This window comes from Zhengella sedimenti (genome assembly GCF_046506625.1).
GTDB classification, from domain to species: domain Bacteria; phylum Pseudomonadota; class Alphaproteobacteria; order Rhizobiales; family Rhizobiaceae; genus Zhengella; species Zhengella sedimenti.
Window position 1 is genome coordinate 19771 of sequence record NZ_JBKFFP010000008.1, and the last position, 17661, is coordinate 37431.

The following is a 17661-nucleotide window of genomic DNA, read 5'->3' on the forward strand; positions in this document are numbered from 1 at the left end:
GATCAGTCCCCGCGCAGCCGGGCCAGCGCTTCGACCAGGCCGGCGGTGGAGGAATCGCGGCCGCTTGCCGGGGCCTCGCCCTTCACAACAGGCAGCAGCGCGGTGGCCAGTTCCTTGCCCAGTTCCACGCCCCACTGGTCATAGGCATTGATGCCGAACAGCGCCGCCTCGACGAAGACACGATGCTCGTAGAGCGCGATCAGCCGGCCGAGCGCGAAGGGCGTCAACTGGCGGTACAGGATGGTGACGGAGGGCCGGTTGCCCGGGAAGGTGCGGTGGCGGGCAAGGAACTCCGCCTCTTCACCTTCCAGCCCCTTCGCCTTCGCCTGCCCAAGGGCTTCGGCAAAGGTGCGCCCGCGCATGAGGGCCTCGGCCTGCGCGAGGCAATTGGCGGCCAGCAGGGGATGGTGCTCGCCGCTGTCGCTCTCATGGGGAACGGCGGCGAGGATGAACTCGACGGGAATGACATCCGTGCCCTGATGGATGAGCTGGAAAAAGGCATGCTGGCCATTCGTGCCCGGCTCGCCCCAGACGACGGGTCCGGTGACGCCGTCGACGGGATCGCCGTCACGGGTCACGCCCTTGCCGTTGGATTCCATGTCGAGTTGCTGGAGATAGGCCGGCAGGCGCTCAAGGCGCTGGTCATAGGGGATGACGGCGCGGGTGGGCCAGCCGCAGGCGCGGCGGTTCCAGTAGCCGACAAGGCCGAGGATGGCCGGCATGTTGGCCTCCAGCGGCGCCGAGCGGAAATGGATATCCATGGCGCGCGCCCCGGCCAGGAAGGCACGGAAGTTTTCCGGGCCGATGGCGATCATGACCGGAAGGCCGATGGCCGACCAGACCGAATATCGGCCGCCGACCCAGTCCCAGAAACCGAAGACGCGGGCGGCATCGATACCGAAGGCGGCGACCTTGTCGAGCGCGGTCGATACGGCGGTGAAATGCGCGCCCACGGCCTCTTCGCCCAGGGCGTTGGCAACCCATTGGCGGGCCGTGGCGGCATTGGTCATCGTCTCGACGGTGGTGAAGGTCTTGGAGGCTATGATGAACAGCGTCGTTTCCGCGTCGAGCCCCTTCAGCGTGTCGGCCATGTGGGCGCCGTCGACATTGGACACATAATGCAGGCGCGGCCCGTCGTGGTATGGCGCAAGCGCACGGGTGACCATGACCGGGCCGAGATCGGAACCGCCAATGCCGATGTTGACGATATCGGTGAACGGCCTGCCCGTGGCGCCGGTCAGCCTGCCGGTGCGCAACGCACTGGCAAACCCGGCCATCGCATCCAGGACGCCATGGACATCGGCCATCACATCGCGGCCACCGGCCGTGTATCCGTCATCCGGCGCGCCGCGCAGGGCGACATGGAGCACGGCACGGCCTTCGGTGTTGTTGACGGGCTGTCCGGCGAACATGGCATCGCGCAGGGCTTCCAGGCCGGCGGCGCGTGCGGCATCGAACAAGGCTTGCATGGCCGGCCCGTCGATCCGGCTTTTCGACCAGTCGAGTAGAAGATCATCGAATGCAAGGCTGAAACGGGAGAACCGGTCCGGATCGGCGGCGAAAGCGTCACGCAGGTTCATGGCCGAAAGCCGTTCGGCATGACGGGCCAGCGCGGCGCTGGCTTCGGCAAAGCGGGTTTCATCCACGGTTCATGTCTCCTGATCAGCCACCGGTCCGGACACAAGACCGCCATGCGCACCATAACATCTTCTTAAACCGATTGAAGTCATTCCTTGAACCAAAGGCAGGGGCGGACTTTGGTGCCATGGACAAGCGCGCCGGCATGGCTTAGCTCGAATGCAGCTTATCTCGAACGGGAGGAAATTGGCCATGGCCGTCGAACTGGAAGGGCAGGAGCGCATCGCGGCGCCGGTGCAGACCGTGTGGGAAGCGCTCAACGATCCCGACATCCTGCGTGAGTGCATTCCTGGCTGCGAGTCGCTCGACAAGAAATCCGAGACGGAGATGGAAGCGGTTGTCGCGCTCAAGATCGGACCGATCAAGGCGCGGTTCAACGGCGAGGTCGAACTCGTCAATCTCCAGCCGCCCCACTCCTACACCATCCAGGGCGAGGGCAAGGGCGGCATCGCCGGCTTCGCCAAGGGCGGCGCCGACGTCAAGCTGGAAGAGGACGGCGAGGGCGGCACGCTGCTTTCCTATGTCGCCAAGGCCGATGTCGGCGGCAAGATCGCCCAGATGGGAAGCCGCCTGATCGTCTCGACCACCAAGAAACTGGCAGGCCAGTTCTTCTCCAATCTCAACGAACGGATCACGGCGGGATAACGCCCGCCGCTGTCCGGCTGGACGCCCTTCAGCGCCCGGAAAAATTGGCCGGGCGTTTCTGGAGGAAAGCCTGCACGCCTTCGCGGTAATCGCCGGCGCGGCCCGCCTCGCGCTGACATTCGCGTTCGAGGTCCAGCTGCGCGTCGAGGGAATTGGTCGCGGCCGCCTGGATTGCCTGCTTCGTGAGAGCGAGGGCGCGGGTCGGTCCGGCGGCGAGGCTTGCGCACAGGGCATGCGCCTCGTCCATCAGCGCGGCATCGTCGACGGCCTTCCAGATCAGGCCCCATTCGGCCGCCTTCTCCGCCGGCAGGGGTTCGGCTGTCAGCGCCAGCGCCTTTGCGCGCGGCTCGCCGAGAAAACGGGTGAGCCAGAACGTGCCGCCGGAATCGGGCACAAGGGCGATCTTCGCGAAAGCCTGGATGAAGCGTGCCGATTTCGCGGCCAGCACGATGTCGCAGGCCAGCGCGATGTTCGCGCCGGCGCCGGCGGCCACGCCATTGACCGCGCAGATGACCGGCATGTCCAGCGCCCTGATCTGGCGGACCAGCGGATTGTAATACGCCTCTATTGCGGCTCCGAGGTCCGGATCGTCGCCCAGCACGTCGGAATCGCGGTCCGCGAGATCCTGACCGGCGCAGAACCCGCGCCCGGCGCCGGTGAGCAGGACCGCGCGGCACGCGGCATCGGCCTGGCACTCGGAAAGCGCCGACTTGAGTTGTTCGTGCTGCGCGACATTGAACGCATTCAGCTTGTCCGGCCTGTTCAGCGTGATGACCGTATAGCCATCCTTGCGCTCGCTGAGCACAGTTTGCTCCGCCATGAAATCCTCCCTCGGGATCGTCCTGTTGTCACGGGACCGGATAAACCGTTACGGGACCGGCGCGTGTTGCGCCGATGTCGTCACACGAACCGGGCAAGGTCAAGTCAGAACTTGCCGACCATGTTGATGAAGGCGCCCTGGTCGTCGAGCGTGAGGTCGCGCAGGTCGTCGGTGAAGCGCCCGAAATTGTAGCCCACGCCGAGCTTGAAATTGTCACCGACATGCCGGTAGGCGGCGGCCAGGAAGCCGTAATCCGTCGTCCCGGATCCGGGCAGGTGCAAGGCGCGGCCTTCGAAGAGGATGTCCCACTTCTTCACGACATGAATGTCGGCGCGCAGGATGCCGAGATGGGCATCCGCCTTCGACCAGATCTTCGTCAGGCGGTCCTGGCTGCGGCCGAGACGCATGCCGTATTTCGCCCCCACGGTGAGCCATCGGTTGATGTCGTAATTGCCGTCTGCCGACAGGATGTGGCTCTGCTGGGCGGGACCCGCCAGATCGCCAGCGGCGTTCACCTGTGACGGGCCGGGCAGGTCGTGGAGGAAGGTGTACTTGAACAGCATGTTGAAGCGGTCGTTGTCGACCGGCCGGTAGGCGGCGGCAATGGAGGCTTCGGCATACTCGCCGTCGCGGATGCTCGATCCCGGCGCGTTGGAGAACAGGACATCGGCGCCGGCCTGCAGGGTCAAGGCCTCGTCCGGCTTCCAGCCGATCTTGACGCCGCCGCCCCAGGTATCGGCGTCGCGGGTGCCGTCGGTGGAGCGTTCGCTTCGGAATTCGCCGCGCATGCGCGCGGTGAGTCCGTCCTCGTCATTGCGGTAGGTCGCAGCAGCGGACACGGCGAAGCGGTCGAAGTCGGATGCCTTGGCGCCGTTCACGATGCGGTCGTCACGGATCTGGCCGCTTTCGAAGCCGCCGGTCAGTGTCCATGCCTTCGTCGGCTGGTATGTCACCCCGTAGGTCTGTCCCAGGGACCGGTTGCGGCCGAAAAGATCGAGGTTCGATTCGGTGAAGACCGAAAGTTCATCGGACAGCTTGCGGCGCATGCCAGCGACGATGGTTCCCTGGTCCGTGCCCTGCAGGATCGAGCCGCTCTGGCTCCAGGACCGGTCGGGGTCCAGGCGGTAGCCGACATAATAGCGCGTATCGGCATCGGGATCGTAGCCGATGGTGCCGAGCGCGCCCCATCCCGTCGTGCCATAGGATGCCTCACCGGTCAGGGTTATCCGGTCGGACAACCGCCAGCTTGCGCCCAGACCGGCCCGGTCATTGGCGCGGATCGAACCGCGGCGCAGCAGCGTGGCCTGTCCGAAGCCGTAAACGGTCAGATCACCGCTGAAGGCCCGTTCGACGCGAAGCCCTGCCACCAGGCGTTCGCCATTGTAGCCAAAGGTGGTCACGGCCGGATTGGCCATTTCGGTATAGGCGAGTCCCAGCGCCACCTTCCAGCCTTCGTCCGGCCGGAGGGTCATCGTGGCCTGACCCTCGCGCTCGCGCCGGCCATTGTCATCGGCACGTTCGTCATAGCGGGCGCCGACGGAAAGCCGGTCGGTCACCACGACCTCCGCATGGGCGCCCCAGATCCGCTCGTCGACACCGGTATTGTAACCAAGCGTCTGGAACCCGCCCTGGCGCTCCTCGTAATAGCCGCCGAGCGTGCCTTTCACCGAGCCATCCGTGAGTTCCTCCAGCGCGGCCTCGCCCTTCACCCGCCATGCCAGCGCCGTGACGTTGCGATTGCCTGACGCTGTCTCGTCAGACGAGGTCAGACCGCCATCGGTGGACACGGTGGAGCCGAAACCCGGACCGCGGGAGGTGGCGATTTCGGCTTCCAGCCAGGTGCGGTCGGACTTGCGCAGCAGGATGTCCGCGCCCGCGGCCTGCTGGTCGGCGGTTCCGGTTGTCTCGCTCATGCCGGTCGCGCCGATGCGGACATGCTCGCCCAGCCAGCGCTCGGCGCGCCCGCCATAGGCATAGCCGTCAAGGTCGGCCGCCGCAGGGGTGTATTCGTAGGTTACCACGAGCCAGACATTGTCCCCGCCATTGGCGGACGTGCGCACGGGATCGGCGGTGCCGGTAATCGACGGAAGCGGCCGGCGCAGGATCAGGACGCCCTGGATGTAGTCGATGTCGTAGTCCGTGCCCTCGACGAGGCGCTTGCGTTCCCGCACCACGCCGGTCACCGGGTCGCGGACCTCCGCGGTCACCGTTTCCGAACCGGTGGTGATGTCCTGGCGCTTCAGGAAGAAGGACGAGCCGCCAGTGCCGCGCAATTCCTCGCGCTGCGGCAGGGTGCCGGGCTGGGCGGCGTAGACCATGATGTCGGTCTTGCGTTCGCCGAAAGCGGTCGTGTCGCCGGAGCGGTAATGCGCCTGCGCCCCATAGAGGGCGCGGCTGTTGGCCAGAAAGGTCGTGTGCCCGATCGCGGTGCGGTAGTTGCCCCACATGACATGGCTGTCGCCGCGTTCGAGCCGGACGTAGAACTTGCCCTGGGTCGGTGCGTCCTCGGTATAGGTCGAACCGTCGCCATAGACCGGATAGTAGTCGTCCGGGTCGAGACGGCGCAGGACGGAGCGCGCATCCTTCTCGTCCAGCCCCTTGAACAGGGTCGACAGCTTGCCCTCCCCGGTGTCGGCCGCCGCGGTGAGGAGGTAATCGCCCCTGACCTTGCCTTTCAGGTAGAAGGCCAGACGTCCGCGCGTATAGATCTTGTCGAATTCGCCATCCCTGACCGACTCGATTCCGGCATCGCCAAAGCGGCGTCCGACGGTCAGGTCCGCAAGGCCGACATAGAACCAGTCACTCGCCGGAATGGACACATCGCGCTCGATGAAGACCGACTTGCCATTGGCGCGCGGAATCTCAACGGAGACCGTGTGTTCGCCCGCCGGAACGATGCGCTGCACCACGAAGCGGCCGTCACCGTCCACCGGCACACGTTCGCCCATCACCGCCACGGCGCTGCTTGCCGGTGCGTGCTCGCCGCTCACGGTTATCGCACCGCCATGCACCCGGATGTTGCGCCGCGCAGTGCGGTCTTCGCCCATACCCGGCGCAGATGCGTCCTTCGCTTCCGCGCCCGTGTCACGGCTGGTCCGGCTGAGCGTCAGCGGCTCCGTTTCATCGAAGCGCCCCGCCGTGTCATGGACGCGGAAGACATATTCATAGCGGCCAGGCCCGTAGACCGGCATGACCCATCCGGCCGTATCGTTCGGCGCGACGGGAATGGTCGCCGCGCGCTCGCGGCGCCCGGCATCATCGATCCCGGTGATGATGATCTCGCCACGCTCGATGAAGGCGGGATAATTGGCGGTGGCGAGGAAGCGGACCGTTTCGCCGGCCTGAAAAGAACTGCGGACCGGCTGGGTGGAGACATTGAGGCGCGGTTCGACCGAAAGCCCGTCGAAGTTCACTTTCACGTCGACGGCGCGCGCGGAAGCGTCCGGCGCTTTTGGCCCCGACTTCTCCATGGCACCGTTGTCGCCCACCGTGATGACGAAGGGATCATCCTCCGCCGCGACGGGCAGCGCCATTGCCAATACTGTGAGGCTTACCGCTGCCAGTAAAGACAGCGACCGCCGGGGGAGCCCCCGCCCCCGAACACACACATCCATATTTCGACCCGCACACTGGTCATTTGCCCATTATCCTAAACCGGCAGGGTTAAATCGCCGTTAAGGAGTTCGATTCCGGTCGTTTTGCCGGTTCAGTTCCTTTCCCGGCGAATGTCGATTTCAAGTTCATAGGGTGCCCCCGCTTCACGCCAGCGTTTCCGGATTTCCGCCTGAAGGGCCTTCATCCGCTCGCTTGCCAGCGCCCTTTCCTCCGACGTCCGGTAGACAATCGTCAGATAGGAATATTCGCCCTTGAGGATACCGATGAGCCTTTCCATGCCAGCCTGCCAGCGTGGCGCCAGGCGTTCGCTGCCGGCCGCGAAGGCCTCGTCATTCAGATCGAGCCGGATCGGCCGGCCTGCGGCGGCGCCGAAGTTCATCTCCACCATCTTGCCCGGCGTCAGCCGCACGACACGCGGGTTCTCCGTCGTCAGCCGGTAGCCGGCCGGCAACGTCCTGTCGTCGAGCTTGAGAATGAAATTCGATCCGATGTCCTGATCCGGCATGTCGGCGCAGGGAACATGGAAACGTCCCTGACTGTCCGTGGTGATCAGGACGCCGCGAACGGTGGCCAGCCGGACACCGGCCAGCCCCTTTTCTCCGGCGTCCTGGTAGCCATTGCCATTCGTATCCGCAAAGACCTTGCCGATGACGTCGGAACAATCGAAGACCGGCTCTGCCGTGAGTTCGACCGTCGCCGTCGCCGTCGGCGCCAGCGGCACGCCGCCCGGGTCGCTGACATCGGCGCGATTGACATATGCGCCTGGACCCGCCGAAGCCAGCGACTGCAAGGTCAGCGTCACCTCGATGGTTGCGTCCGGACCGAGCGGGAGCAATCCGAAATCGATGCGCGCGGCGGTCACGGCCGGCGATGCAGGCGATCCGTTCACTGATGCCGAATTGGCCACATAGGCAAATCCCGGCGGCGTCCGGTCCACGATGCGGACCTGGCCCGCATCATCGGTCGACCGGTTCGCGACACGGATCGTATAGGACACCCGCTCCCCGCGGCGGATCGTCTGCTGACCCGCGACCTTGGTGATCGAAACATTCCCCGTCGCCGCGAAGGGATCAAGCGGGATGTGGTTGTGGATGACATTGCGATCGCCGGGTTCCAGCAGGAAGGCCAGAATGTAGGGCAGCGTCGCGGCTCCGGCCGGCGGCACGGCCTGCGCCGCCGGCTCGCAGGTGCCGCCCGGCGTCGCGTCGAACACGCATGCGGTCACATCCAGCGGGCCCGGGAGGGGCGGATGCGTGGAAGAGGGTGCGGACGCATAGCCGGCAGGCGCACGCACGGTGATGCGGTATTCCGTCTCATTGGCCGGGCAGAGCGCATCGCGGCCCGGGAAGATATCGAACCGGTAGGCGCCATCCGGGCCCGTTATGGTGTCCTGCTGGGCAGGATCGACGAAACAGGCCGCGGGCAATGGCGTTCCGGCAGCATTCGTCATGGTGACGAGGGCGCCGGCAACCGGCGCGCCGCTGACGGAATCATAAACCACGCCGGAAGGATCAATCGGCATGTTCTGGTCTATGATATTGCCGCCGGGCGCCACGCTCAGTTCATCCATGCCGCCGATGACCTTGCCGCCGGGATCACGGAACACGAGGGAATAGCCGTCGGCCGGCAGGACACCCGTCATGCGATACGCACCGTCCTGCCCCGTTTTCACCGACATGATCACCTTGCCGGACGCATCAACAAGATCAACCGTGTAATCGGGAAGCGCGCTGTCGTATCGCGGATCGAAGCGGCCGTCACCATCCACATCGCGATAGACATAGCCCGTGACGGTGGCCCTGCTCACACCGATCTCGGCCGTGTCGGAGACCGGGCCGAGCACCGCGCCGGACGGCGTGCGGGCGGTGACCTCGACGGTATCGGTGACGCTCCCGGTTTCCATGTTTTCGCGGGTGACGACATGTGTCGCCGTACAGGTCTCTTCCGCGCCGGGCTCCATGACGGCAACCGGAATTCCGGACGGGCAGGCAAGGGTCTGCGCGGCCGCATCGACCGGTGTGACGGATTGGAGTGTCTGGTTGCCGGTATTGGTGATCGTTATCTCGAATTCGACCGTGTCGCCAATGGCTGTGTAGTCGGCCGTCTTTCCGGTCTTTTCCACGATCATTGCCGGGGCGCCCGTGATCGAAACCACTGTCGGGTCGTTGCCGGGGTCGCCGTCGCCATTGCCATCGGTCGCGCCGTTGTCATCGTCGGAACCGGCAGTGACGCTGTCGCTCCGGTCGGGGAGGTAGGCGACGGCCTTGGCCTGGTTCGAGAGCGATCCCCTGTCGATATCCGCCTGGGTGAGAACATATCGCGCGGTCACCGACGTATCGGTTGCACCCGGCGCAAGGCTGGCGACCGGAGCGCCCGTCACCTCGATCCCGTCCAGCGGGTCATCGATCGCGATATCGATGAGCGTCACGTTGCCGGTATTGCGCAGGACAAAGGCATAAGTGACGACATCGCCGGCATCGAGCCGGCCGTCGCCGCCATCATCCACCGTGGCGGTTTTTTGCAGGTCAAGACCCGGGCGTGGCGCGACAAGCTGGACATCGACTGTCGATGTCTGGCTCGTCACCGGCGAACCGCCGGGCAGTTCGCCCCTTGCCTGGGCCGTGTTGGACATGGCTGCCGTGGCAGTATTCGTCGATGCCGGGCCAAATGCCAGGAGGCATGCCAGAAGGCTTCTGGACGCAAGACGCCTGAAGGCTCCGTTGTTCTTTCGCATCGATCTCGCCACGTCGTCTGCCATGGAAAATGGGCTTGCAGAGCCGGAGGACGCCGGAGCGGCCGTTGACCGCTCCGGCAGGTTTCAGACTCAGTCGTCGTTCAGGACGTCGGATTCCGTCACCGTATAGGTACCGGAGCATGTCACCGTCCCGCCCGGCGCCAGCGTGTCGATACGGTTCGCCTGGACCGTGAAGCCCGGGCAGGTTATCGTCACCGCAGTGCCGCCCTCGAAGGCCGTTTCCGTCACGTCGATGTTGGTGACCGTGACGTTGCCGACGTTCTCTACTTCGAACTCATAGGTGATCACGTCGCCGATCGCGTAGGGCGTGGTGCCGCCATCATCCGAAACCCCGTCACCGCGTGTCGCGATCTTGGTGAGTTGCAGGCCGGGTTCTAGCGGAATCGTCGTTGCCACGGTCAGGACGGATGCCGCGTTCTGCGTCGCGGCATTGCCGTTGACGTCTTGCGCGGACACAGAGGTCAGAGTGTTGGCGACGGCGTCCGTGATGCCGGCTGCATTGTCAACGTCTTCCTGGGTAAGCGTGTAGGTGAATTCATATGTCCAGGAATTCCCGGGCGTCAGGTTGGGTGCCGCCGGTTCGGTCGCGCTCGTCGGCGTGGTCGGAACCACAGGTACCGTCCCGGTCAGGGCATTGCCGTCGAATGCCGGTCCCGGATCCGCCAGCCCGACGTTGGTGAGCGAGACATTGCCACTGTTGGCCACGACAACGCGGTATGTCACAACATCACCACCGTCGATGCTGTCGGCATCATTGCCTTGGTCGACCGATATGCCGACGACCGACTTGGTAACCGTGAACTCCGGGGTCGAAGCCTCGACATTCACCTGAACCGTATCGGACGGTTCGGACCCGGTGCTATAGACGGGATTCCCGTTCGGCAGCGTACCGTTGACGGTCGCGGTGTTGTCGAGCGTCGCCCATGCAGGCGAAGCCGAAGCCGTGGCGAGCAGGAATGCCACGGCAAACCGGCCCTTTCCTCGAGTCATGCAGATTCTGTCAGCATTCATGGTCAGTTTTCCCTCATCAATACCGGACAGGCCCGGTGCCGCACCCAAAAAGGTCTTGATCATTGCCGCTCCTCCTAGTTCTGAAGCGTTTCGATATCCTGCACTCGGACCGTGTAGTCCGCCGTGAACGTGATGGTGTCGCCGGGTGCCAGCACATCCCATGTTGGTCCCGCGCCGTCGGCATCGGTCGAATCGCCCGCCGCCGCGCCGCCGTCATTGGTCAGGGAGACAGTGACCGGGCTTCCCGGATTGTTGCCACCGAGGAAGGCCGGATCGGTCCCGTTCGTGGTGTCGGTCACCTGCACGTTGTTGACGACCGTGTTTCCGGTATTGGTCACCGCGTAGGAATAGCGGATCACATCCCCCGCTCCGGCCTGCCCGTCGCCATTGCCATCGGTCACGAAGACATGGCTTTTCACCAGCGTCAGTTCCGGCTGCTGCGTCAATGTCGCCGTGACTTGCGCATCGTCCGAGCGGATCGGGTTCAGGCCGGTATTGCCCTCGGCATAAGCCGTGTTGGTCACCTCACCGGCCTCGATGTCCGCCTGCACCAGCGTGTAATCCGCCGTCACGATCCAGGTCTCGCCGGGATCGAGCTGGCCATTGGCATTCGTATCGCCGCTGTCCGGCGACGTAACCGTGACCGTGCCGATCTTGTCATCGACAATCTGCACCGATGTCAGCGCGGCGGCATTGCCGGCCGGATTGGCAATGGTGAAGGTGTAGCTGATGGTGTCGCCCGCGCTGTCATGGCCGGAATTGTCGGCATCGCTGCGCGCGCCTTCCACCTTGGCAAGCGTCACATAAGTCTGGCAGATCTCGACGCTGTCGAACAGGTTGCCGTTGCCGAGATTTCCGCCGGTCGTGGCAACCCCTGTGAAGCTGGCCGAGATCGTGCCGGCCGAAGGGCCAGCCACATGCGTCGCCGTATAGGTCTGCCAGGCCAACCGGCCGGAGGTGAAGTTGCCGAAATCCGTCTGGCCACCGCTGTTGTCGCTGATCAGCAGGCTGGCCGTATCGTCCCCCGCGCGGCCACGATGGGCCCAGTGGACGCGAACCTCAGCCCTGGGCTGGATGGCGTGCGGACCCTGCACCATGTTGTTGCCCATTTCGGCCAATTGTGTGCCGGTATGGGCAGGAACGCCGTTGAAACCCGTTTGCCAGACCTCGAATCCGCCGCCGGACTGCGTCCAGCCGGGCAGCGTCGCGGTGTTGTGGAAATCGGGCGGATCATCGGTATAGACAGGGTCTTCCATGCCGCCATTGGTGGCCAGGTTCGTGCCGGTACAGGCCGCCACGCCGGTGACCGCGGGCATGGACAAGGTGACGGTGGCGATTGCCGTATCGCAGACGGCGGGATCGGAAACGAGACAGATCTGGTAGCGGAAATTGTAGGTACGCGCTGTTCGCAGGCGCGGCACGGTGATCGTGCCATCCGCATTGATCACCGCGCCGGCCATCCCGTCGAGATTGGTGATGGTGGCCGTGACATCGGCTGGATCGAAGGCCACTCCGCCGAAGAAGTCGTTGGTGAAAACGGTCGCCGTGGTGCCGCCGGTCTCGCTGTCGATCGGCGTGGCAGAAAAGTCGTCGTCGTTGGCGACAAGGTTATTGAGCGTAGCGGTGACCTGCGCGTCCCCTGAACGGATCGTGTTCAAGCCGGTATTGCCCTCGGCATGGGCCGTGCTGGTGACGTTTCCGGTGTCCACATCAGCCTGCACCAGCGTATAGTCGGCCGTCACGATCCAGGTCTCTCCAGGATCGAGCTGGCCATTACCGTTGGTGTCGCCGCTGTCTGGTGCGGAAACCGGCACAGTGCCGATCTTGTCGTCGACAATCTGCACGGCGGACAGGGGCGCTTCGTTACCGGCCGGGTTGGCGATGGTGAAGGTGTAGCTGATGGTGTCGCCCGCGCTGTTGCTGCCGGAGCCGTCGACATCCGTGCGGGTCCCTTCGGCCTTGGTCAGCGTCACGTAGGTCTGGCACACCTCGACGCCGTCGAGCAGATTGCCCTCCCCGGCTCCGCCAGCACCTGCGATGGTCGTGAAATCGAGCGTTGCGCTGGTCGCCGCGGCATCAGCGACATGCGTGGTTCCGCGAAGAACCCAGCCGGACGGACCAGTGGTGAAGTTGCCGTAAACTGTTGTCGAGCCACCGTTGTCGGACACGGCAAGACGCGCCGTATCATCACCTACTCGGCCCTGATGTGCCCAATAAATCCTCAGTTCTGCCCGCGGCTGGATCGTAGTGATTGCATGCGTAAGTGTGCCGCCGGTTGTATTGGCAGCCATCTCGATGAACTGGCTGCCGGTATAGGCGGACTTGCCTTGAAATACGGTCTGCCAAAATTCGATAACTCCCTCGGTGCTGGTCCATTCCGCCACATTTGTGTCGGGGAGCCTCTGATTTTTGCCTGCCATGACGGTGTTTTCAAATGAACCGTTGGCCGAGAGATTCACGCCTGTGCAGTAGGGTGTTCCGGACGCGGGCAGGCTCTCCACGACGATCGCCTCTTCCAGGTCATCTCCCGTAGTGCCCGGATCGGTCTGGTCGCCGGCGGCGGCCGTCGTGGTGTTGGTGATTGTCCGACTTGCCTGCCCGGCATCGACCGTGGCGGAAATGTCCAGCGTGACCGGCGTGCCATTGGCCACATCGCCGATGGTCCAGACACCGGTCGTCTCGTCATAGCTGCCGGCGCTCGCGGTGTGACTGTCGTAAGTCAGCCCGGCGGGCAGCTGGTCGGTCAGCGCAACGTTCGTCGCCGTGGCGCCGGCAGTCGCATTGGTCACCGTGATGCGGAAGGTGACCGTATCGCCCACCGCCGGGGTCGAATCCGCCGATTGCAGCGTCTTGACGGTGACGAGGTCGTAGACGTCCTCGTTGACCGTGATGGTGGCCGTGGCCGTATCAGTCAGGCCGGAAGGGTCGGCAATCCGATAGGTAAAGCTGTCTGACTTGCCGTAGTAGCCGTTCGGATCGTAGTTAAAGGTCCCGTCCGCATTGACAGTCAGCAGCGCACCCGACGCAAGTGAGATCTGCGTGCCGATACTGGCGGCATCGCCGTTGACCCGATCGACAACGAGTTCCAGGTCCTCGGGATCGCTATCCGCACCGTCGCCATTGTCATCCAGGAGATTACCGGACACGCTGTCCGCCCACGAACGGGCAAAGGCATCTGCTGAAGCCACGGGCCTGAGGTTCGGAAAGGCTGCGAGCGGACAGGAAAAGCCGTCATTGGCGTTGTTGATTTGACCTGTGCGCGCCCTCAGAATGCCAGTCGGGGATGCAGACAGATAATCCTTGATCTCATAGATGTCTCCTGGATCATTCAGATAGGCCAGCAGGCGCCCGGTGCTGTCCGTCCAGAGCGCGCCGTAGCTGCCGGTACCGATGGCACCGCCAATAGGCGCCGTGGTCACATTGCCGGTCGACAAGTTGGCGCGATAGATGATGTTGTCGCGCACCGAAATCGCGTAGCGGACGCCGCCAACCTGTGTCACCACAATATCCGTTCCGAAGAGCGGAGAATCGAGCGGCAACTCGGTCTCTTGCAGAGTTGTCACGTCGATGCGGGTGAGCTTATCGGGACTCGGTTTGATCCAAAGGCCGTTGGAATCGTCCATGTCACCGGAATTGGCGCTGGCGGCGCTGCCGATGATCTGGGCTGAGCCTGATGGGCCGAACCTGTAGAGATTGCCGTTGGCGGTTCCGTAGGCATAGTTGTCGTTGACGTTGAAGCCAGCACCGTTGATGTTGCCGCCACCCAGGCCCGCGTTGATATCGGAATAGGTCGACGTGATGGGATCAAACTGGCGGAGAACGCCGGAAACGATCTGGTACGGCGATCCGTCGCAGGTAAAGGGCTGCATGGACGGCAGAGGCGCCGGCACCGCGTCGACCGTTGCCGCCTCCTCCAGGTCATCTCCCGTGGTGCCCGGATCGGTCTGGTTGCCGGCGGCCGCCGTCGTGGTGTTGGTGATCGTCTGGCCTGCCTGCCCGCCATCGACCGTGGCGGAAATGTCCAGCGTCACCGGCGTGCCATTGGCCACATCGCCGATGGTCCAGACACCGGTCGTCTCGTCATAGCTGCCGGCGCTCGCGGTGTGACTGTCGTAAGTCAGCCCGGCGGGCAGCTGGTCGGTAAGCGCAACGTTCGTCGCCGTGGCGCCGGCAGTCGCATTGGTCACCGTGATGCGGAAGGTGACCGTATCGCCCACCGCCGGGGTCGAATCCGCCGATTGCAGCGTCTTGACGGTGACGAGGTCGTAGACGTCCTCGTTGACCGTGATGGTGGCCGTGGCGGTGGCCGTCAGGCCGGCGGCGTCGGATATCCGGTAGGTGAAGCTGTCGGTCTTGCCGTAGTAGCCGTTCGGATCGTAGTCGAAGGTCCCGGCCGCATTGACGGTCAGCAGTGCGCCGGAAGCGAGCGTGATCTGCGTGCCGACATTGGCGGCATCGCCGTTGACCTGCGTCACCGTCACACCGAGGGCTTCGGGGTCCTCGTCAATGCCGTTGCCATTGTCAGCAAAGAGGTCCTCGCCGGTGAGGCTGGCATCCCAGGCGCGCGCAAAGGCATCGTCGCGGGCCAGCGGCGCGAGGTTCGGGAAGGGCGCCTGCGGGCAGGAGAACCCGTCGTTCATGTTGCTGACCTGCCCGGTCTGCGTCCGGAGAACCACTGACGGAGAGGAACCGAAAATATCGAACAGCTCGAAAATGTCGCCGGTATCATTGTTGAAGGTGAGAACGCGGCCAGTGCTGTCGAGCCAGATGGCGCCGTAGGATCCGTTGTTGATCGGGCCGGACAGTGCGAGGCGGGCAAGGGCGCCCGTCGCCAGATTGACGCGGTAAAGCTGACGCTCGTGAACGCCGAAGGCATATTGCGTGCCTCCGTTCGTCACCAGGACCATGTCGCCGGGATCGAAATTGCCGCTGAGGGTCAAACTCGTGGTCTGGAGGGTCTTGACATCGATACGGGTGAATTTCGTCTTCGTTTCCCGCGTCCAGAGGCCGTTGGAGGAATCCATGTCTCCGGCGGGCGAGAACGTGGCCGATCCGAGCAGTTGTGCCGGGCCTGTCGAGCCTATCCGGACAAGCTGGTTGCCCTCGGTGGTGGCGTAAGCGTAGTTGTCATTGATATTGAAGCCAACGCCATTGATATTGTTGAAGGAACCAAGCGATGCCGTGACGGAATCATATCGCGATGTGAGCGGGTTGAATATGACAAGCTCGCCATTGACGACCTGATAGGGATTACCGTCACACGAGAAAGGGCTCGTGTTCGGCGCGACGACAACTGCCGCTACCGCCTCTTCCAGGTCGTCGCCCGTGGTGCCCGGATCGGTCTGGTCGCCGGTGGCGGCCGTCGTGGTGTTGGTGATCGTCTGGCCTGCCTGCCCGGCATCGACCGTGGCGGAAATGTCCAGCGTCACCGGCGTGCCATTGGCCACATCGCCGATGGTCCAGACACCGGTCGTCTCGTCATAGCTGCCGGCGCTCGCCGTGGACGAGACATAGGTCAGCCCGGCGGGCAACTGGTCAGTCAGCGCAACGTTCGTCGCCGTGGCGCCGGCGGTCGCATTGGTCACCGTGATGCGGAAGGTGACCGTGTCGCCCACAGCCGGGGTCGAATCCGCCGATTGCAACGTCTTGACGGTGACGAGGTCCATTCCTTCCGCATTGTCGCGGTAGCTGAAGTCCGTCGCCCGCGGCGCTGCATTCGAGCCGTTGGCCGCGGTATCGCCATCGGCATCCAGAAGGGCAAAAGACGTCCCGTCATGCGCCAGTCCATTCACATCGGCATAGCCATCCAACGCTTCCGCGCCGCTGTCGAGACCGTTCGAACCGTAGGCGCCTGACAGCGTGAACCCGCTTTCGGCCGCGTCGGACACGCCGTCATTGTCACTGTCGGTATCAAGGTAGTCCGGCGTGCCGTCGCCATCGGTATCCACCGCGCGATTGCCGGCTTCAAAAAGGTTCGCCACCTCCGCCGCACTCAATTCCCGATCGAAAACCGCGATATCATCCATTGCGCCTTCGAAATAAGCATCTGATGCCCAATTGGATCGGCCCAGATACAGTCTTGTCCATGCGGCAAAATCAGGAAGAATTACGCTGAGATTACTGTCGACCAACACGCCGTTCTTGTAGACTCTCAAACCGCCAGAAGAGAGCGTGACGGCATAATGAACCCATGTATCGGTTCCGGCTTCAATACTCTCGGCCCTGGCCAGATAGCCTTGACTAACGCTGCCGCTATATAGCCCGACCGCCATTTCGCCCAGGCCCACATAGTTTGCGATAAAGAGATTGTTGTTGTCCCGCCCCCCTCCGAAATCGAAAACACGACTCCAGTGGTTGTTGGCATCCCAGCGAACCCAGGCAGTGAAGGAAAACTCCTGGCTTGCAGTGAAGTCCAGCATCGAATCGAAAACGCCATGGTCGTTCACGCCATCGAAGACGAGGGCGGCGGAACCGTCACGCCCCTCACCCGCCACGACTGAGGCGCCGCCCTGGAGGGTCAATGACGGCCCGGCACCTGTCACATTCGCCGTGCCATTCTCGAAATCATAGGCAACGAGGGGCCCATATGCCGCCAGGTGAACACGATAGGCATCGTCCAGTCCGTCGCCGTCAGCATCAGTTCCTGCCGGAGCCAAATACGCGGCCGTCGTCTGCCATTCGACATTGTCCGGGATGCCGTCATTGTCTGAATCGAGATCGCGATGGTTGGGCAGCCCGTCGCCATCGGCATCTGCACTGCCCTCGACAACATCGTTCAGCCCGTCATTGTCGTCATCGATGTCGACCACATCGGAAACGCCGTCACCATCGGTGTCGACCGTCTGGGCATGCGCGACTGTTGCCAGACCCGCCATCAGGCAGACCAGCATTGCCGCGATCAATCGCAAGACTTGATGCCGGCGCTCAAGGCACCGGCAAATACCATCAACCGCCACGGAAACGCCCCCGGTTTCACAGCGAATCAAAAATGCACACATCTCATTTGTAGCATGGTGAATCCCGCTGCATAGGCCATGGCGCGCAACATGGTGTTCATTCCATGAAGGTTTGCAAATCAAGGCGTGCATTCCGTTCCACGCTCCCTTCCTGGTCGCTTTGCCGCTGCAGGCCGTTGCCTTGCCGCACCGCCTTTTCGTAGGATTGCGGATGCGGGCAA

At 63.8% G+C, this 17661-nt stretch carries 7 protein-coding genes; 1 reads left to right on the forward strand and 6 read right to left on the reverse strand.

The window, feature by feature from the left end:
- Positions 1-2: 2 nt before the first annotated feature.
- Complete coding sequence (gene pgi / locus ACLB6G_RS18175; protein ID WP_410357639.1) at positions 3-1646, reverse strand: glucose-6-phosphate isomerase; 1644 nt, start codon at positions 1644-1646, stop codon at positions 3-5.
- A 184-nt stretch (positions 1647-1830) separates the two neighbouring features.
- Between pgi and ACLB6G_RS18180 the strand changes: the two genes are divergently transcribed.
- Positions 1831-2283: an SRPBCC family protein gene (locus tag ACLB6G_RS18180; protein WP_410357640.1), complete on the forward strand. Its 453-nt coding sequence runs from the start codon at positions 1831-1833 to the stop codon at positions 2281-2283.
- A 28-nt stretch (positions 2284-2311) separates the two neighbouring features.
- Here ACLB6G_RS18180 and paaG read toward each other — a convergent pair whose 3' ends face one another.
- The 5 genes from paaG to ACLB6G_RS18205 all read right to left on the reverse strand — a co-directional run bounded on the left by paaG (position 2312) and on the right by ACLB6G_RS18205 (position 17392).
- Positions 2312-3103 (reverse strand): 2-(1,2-epoxy-1,2-dihydrophenyl)acetyl-CoA isomerase PaaG, encoded by a 792-nt coding sequence (gene paaG, locus ACLB6G_RS18185; RefSeq protein WP_410357641.1) that lies wholly within the window; start codon positions 3101-3103, stop codon positions 2312-2314.
- Between the two features lie 104 nt (positions 3104-3207).
- Complete coding sequence (locus ACLB6G_RS18190) at positions 3208-6636, reverse strand: TonB-dependent receptor (protein ID WP_410357642.1); 3429 nt, start codon at positions 6634-6636, stop codon at positions 3208-3210.
- 173 nt (positions 6637-6809) lie between these two features.
- Positions 6810-9350, reverse strand: coding sequence for a DUF7507 domain-containing protein (locus ACLB6G_RS18195; RefSeq protein WP_410357643.1), 2541 nt, complete (start codon positions 9348-9350; stop codon positions 6810-6812).
- Positions 9351-9542: 192 nt separating this feature from the next.
- Positions 9543-10484, reverse strand: a complete 942-nt coding sequence (locus ACLB6G_RS18200) for a DUF7507 domain-containing protein (protein WP_410357644.1) — start codon at positions 10482-10484, stop codon at positions 9543-9545.
- A gap of 74 nt (positions 10485-10558) precedes the next feature.
- Positions 10559-17392 carry a DUF7507 domain-containing protein gene (locus tag ACLB6G_RS18205; RefSeq protein ID WP_410357645.1) on the reverse strand — a complete coding sequence of 2278 codons (6834 nt, stop codon included), beginning with the start codon at positions 17390-17392 and terminating at the stop codon, positions 10559-10561.
- Between the last annotated feature and the right edge of the window lie 269 nt (positions 17393-17661).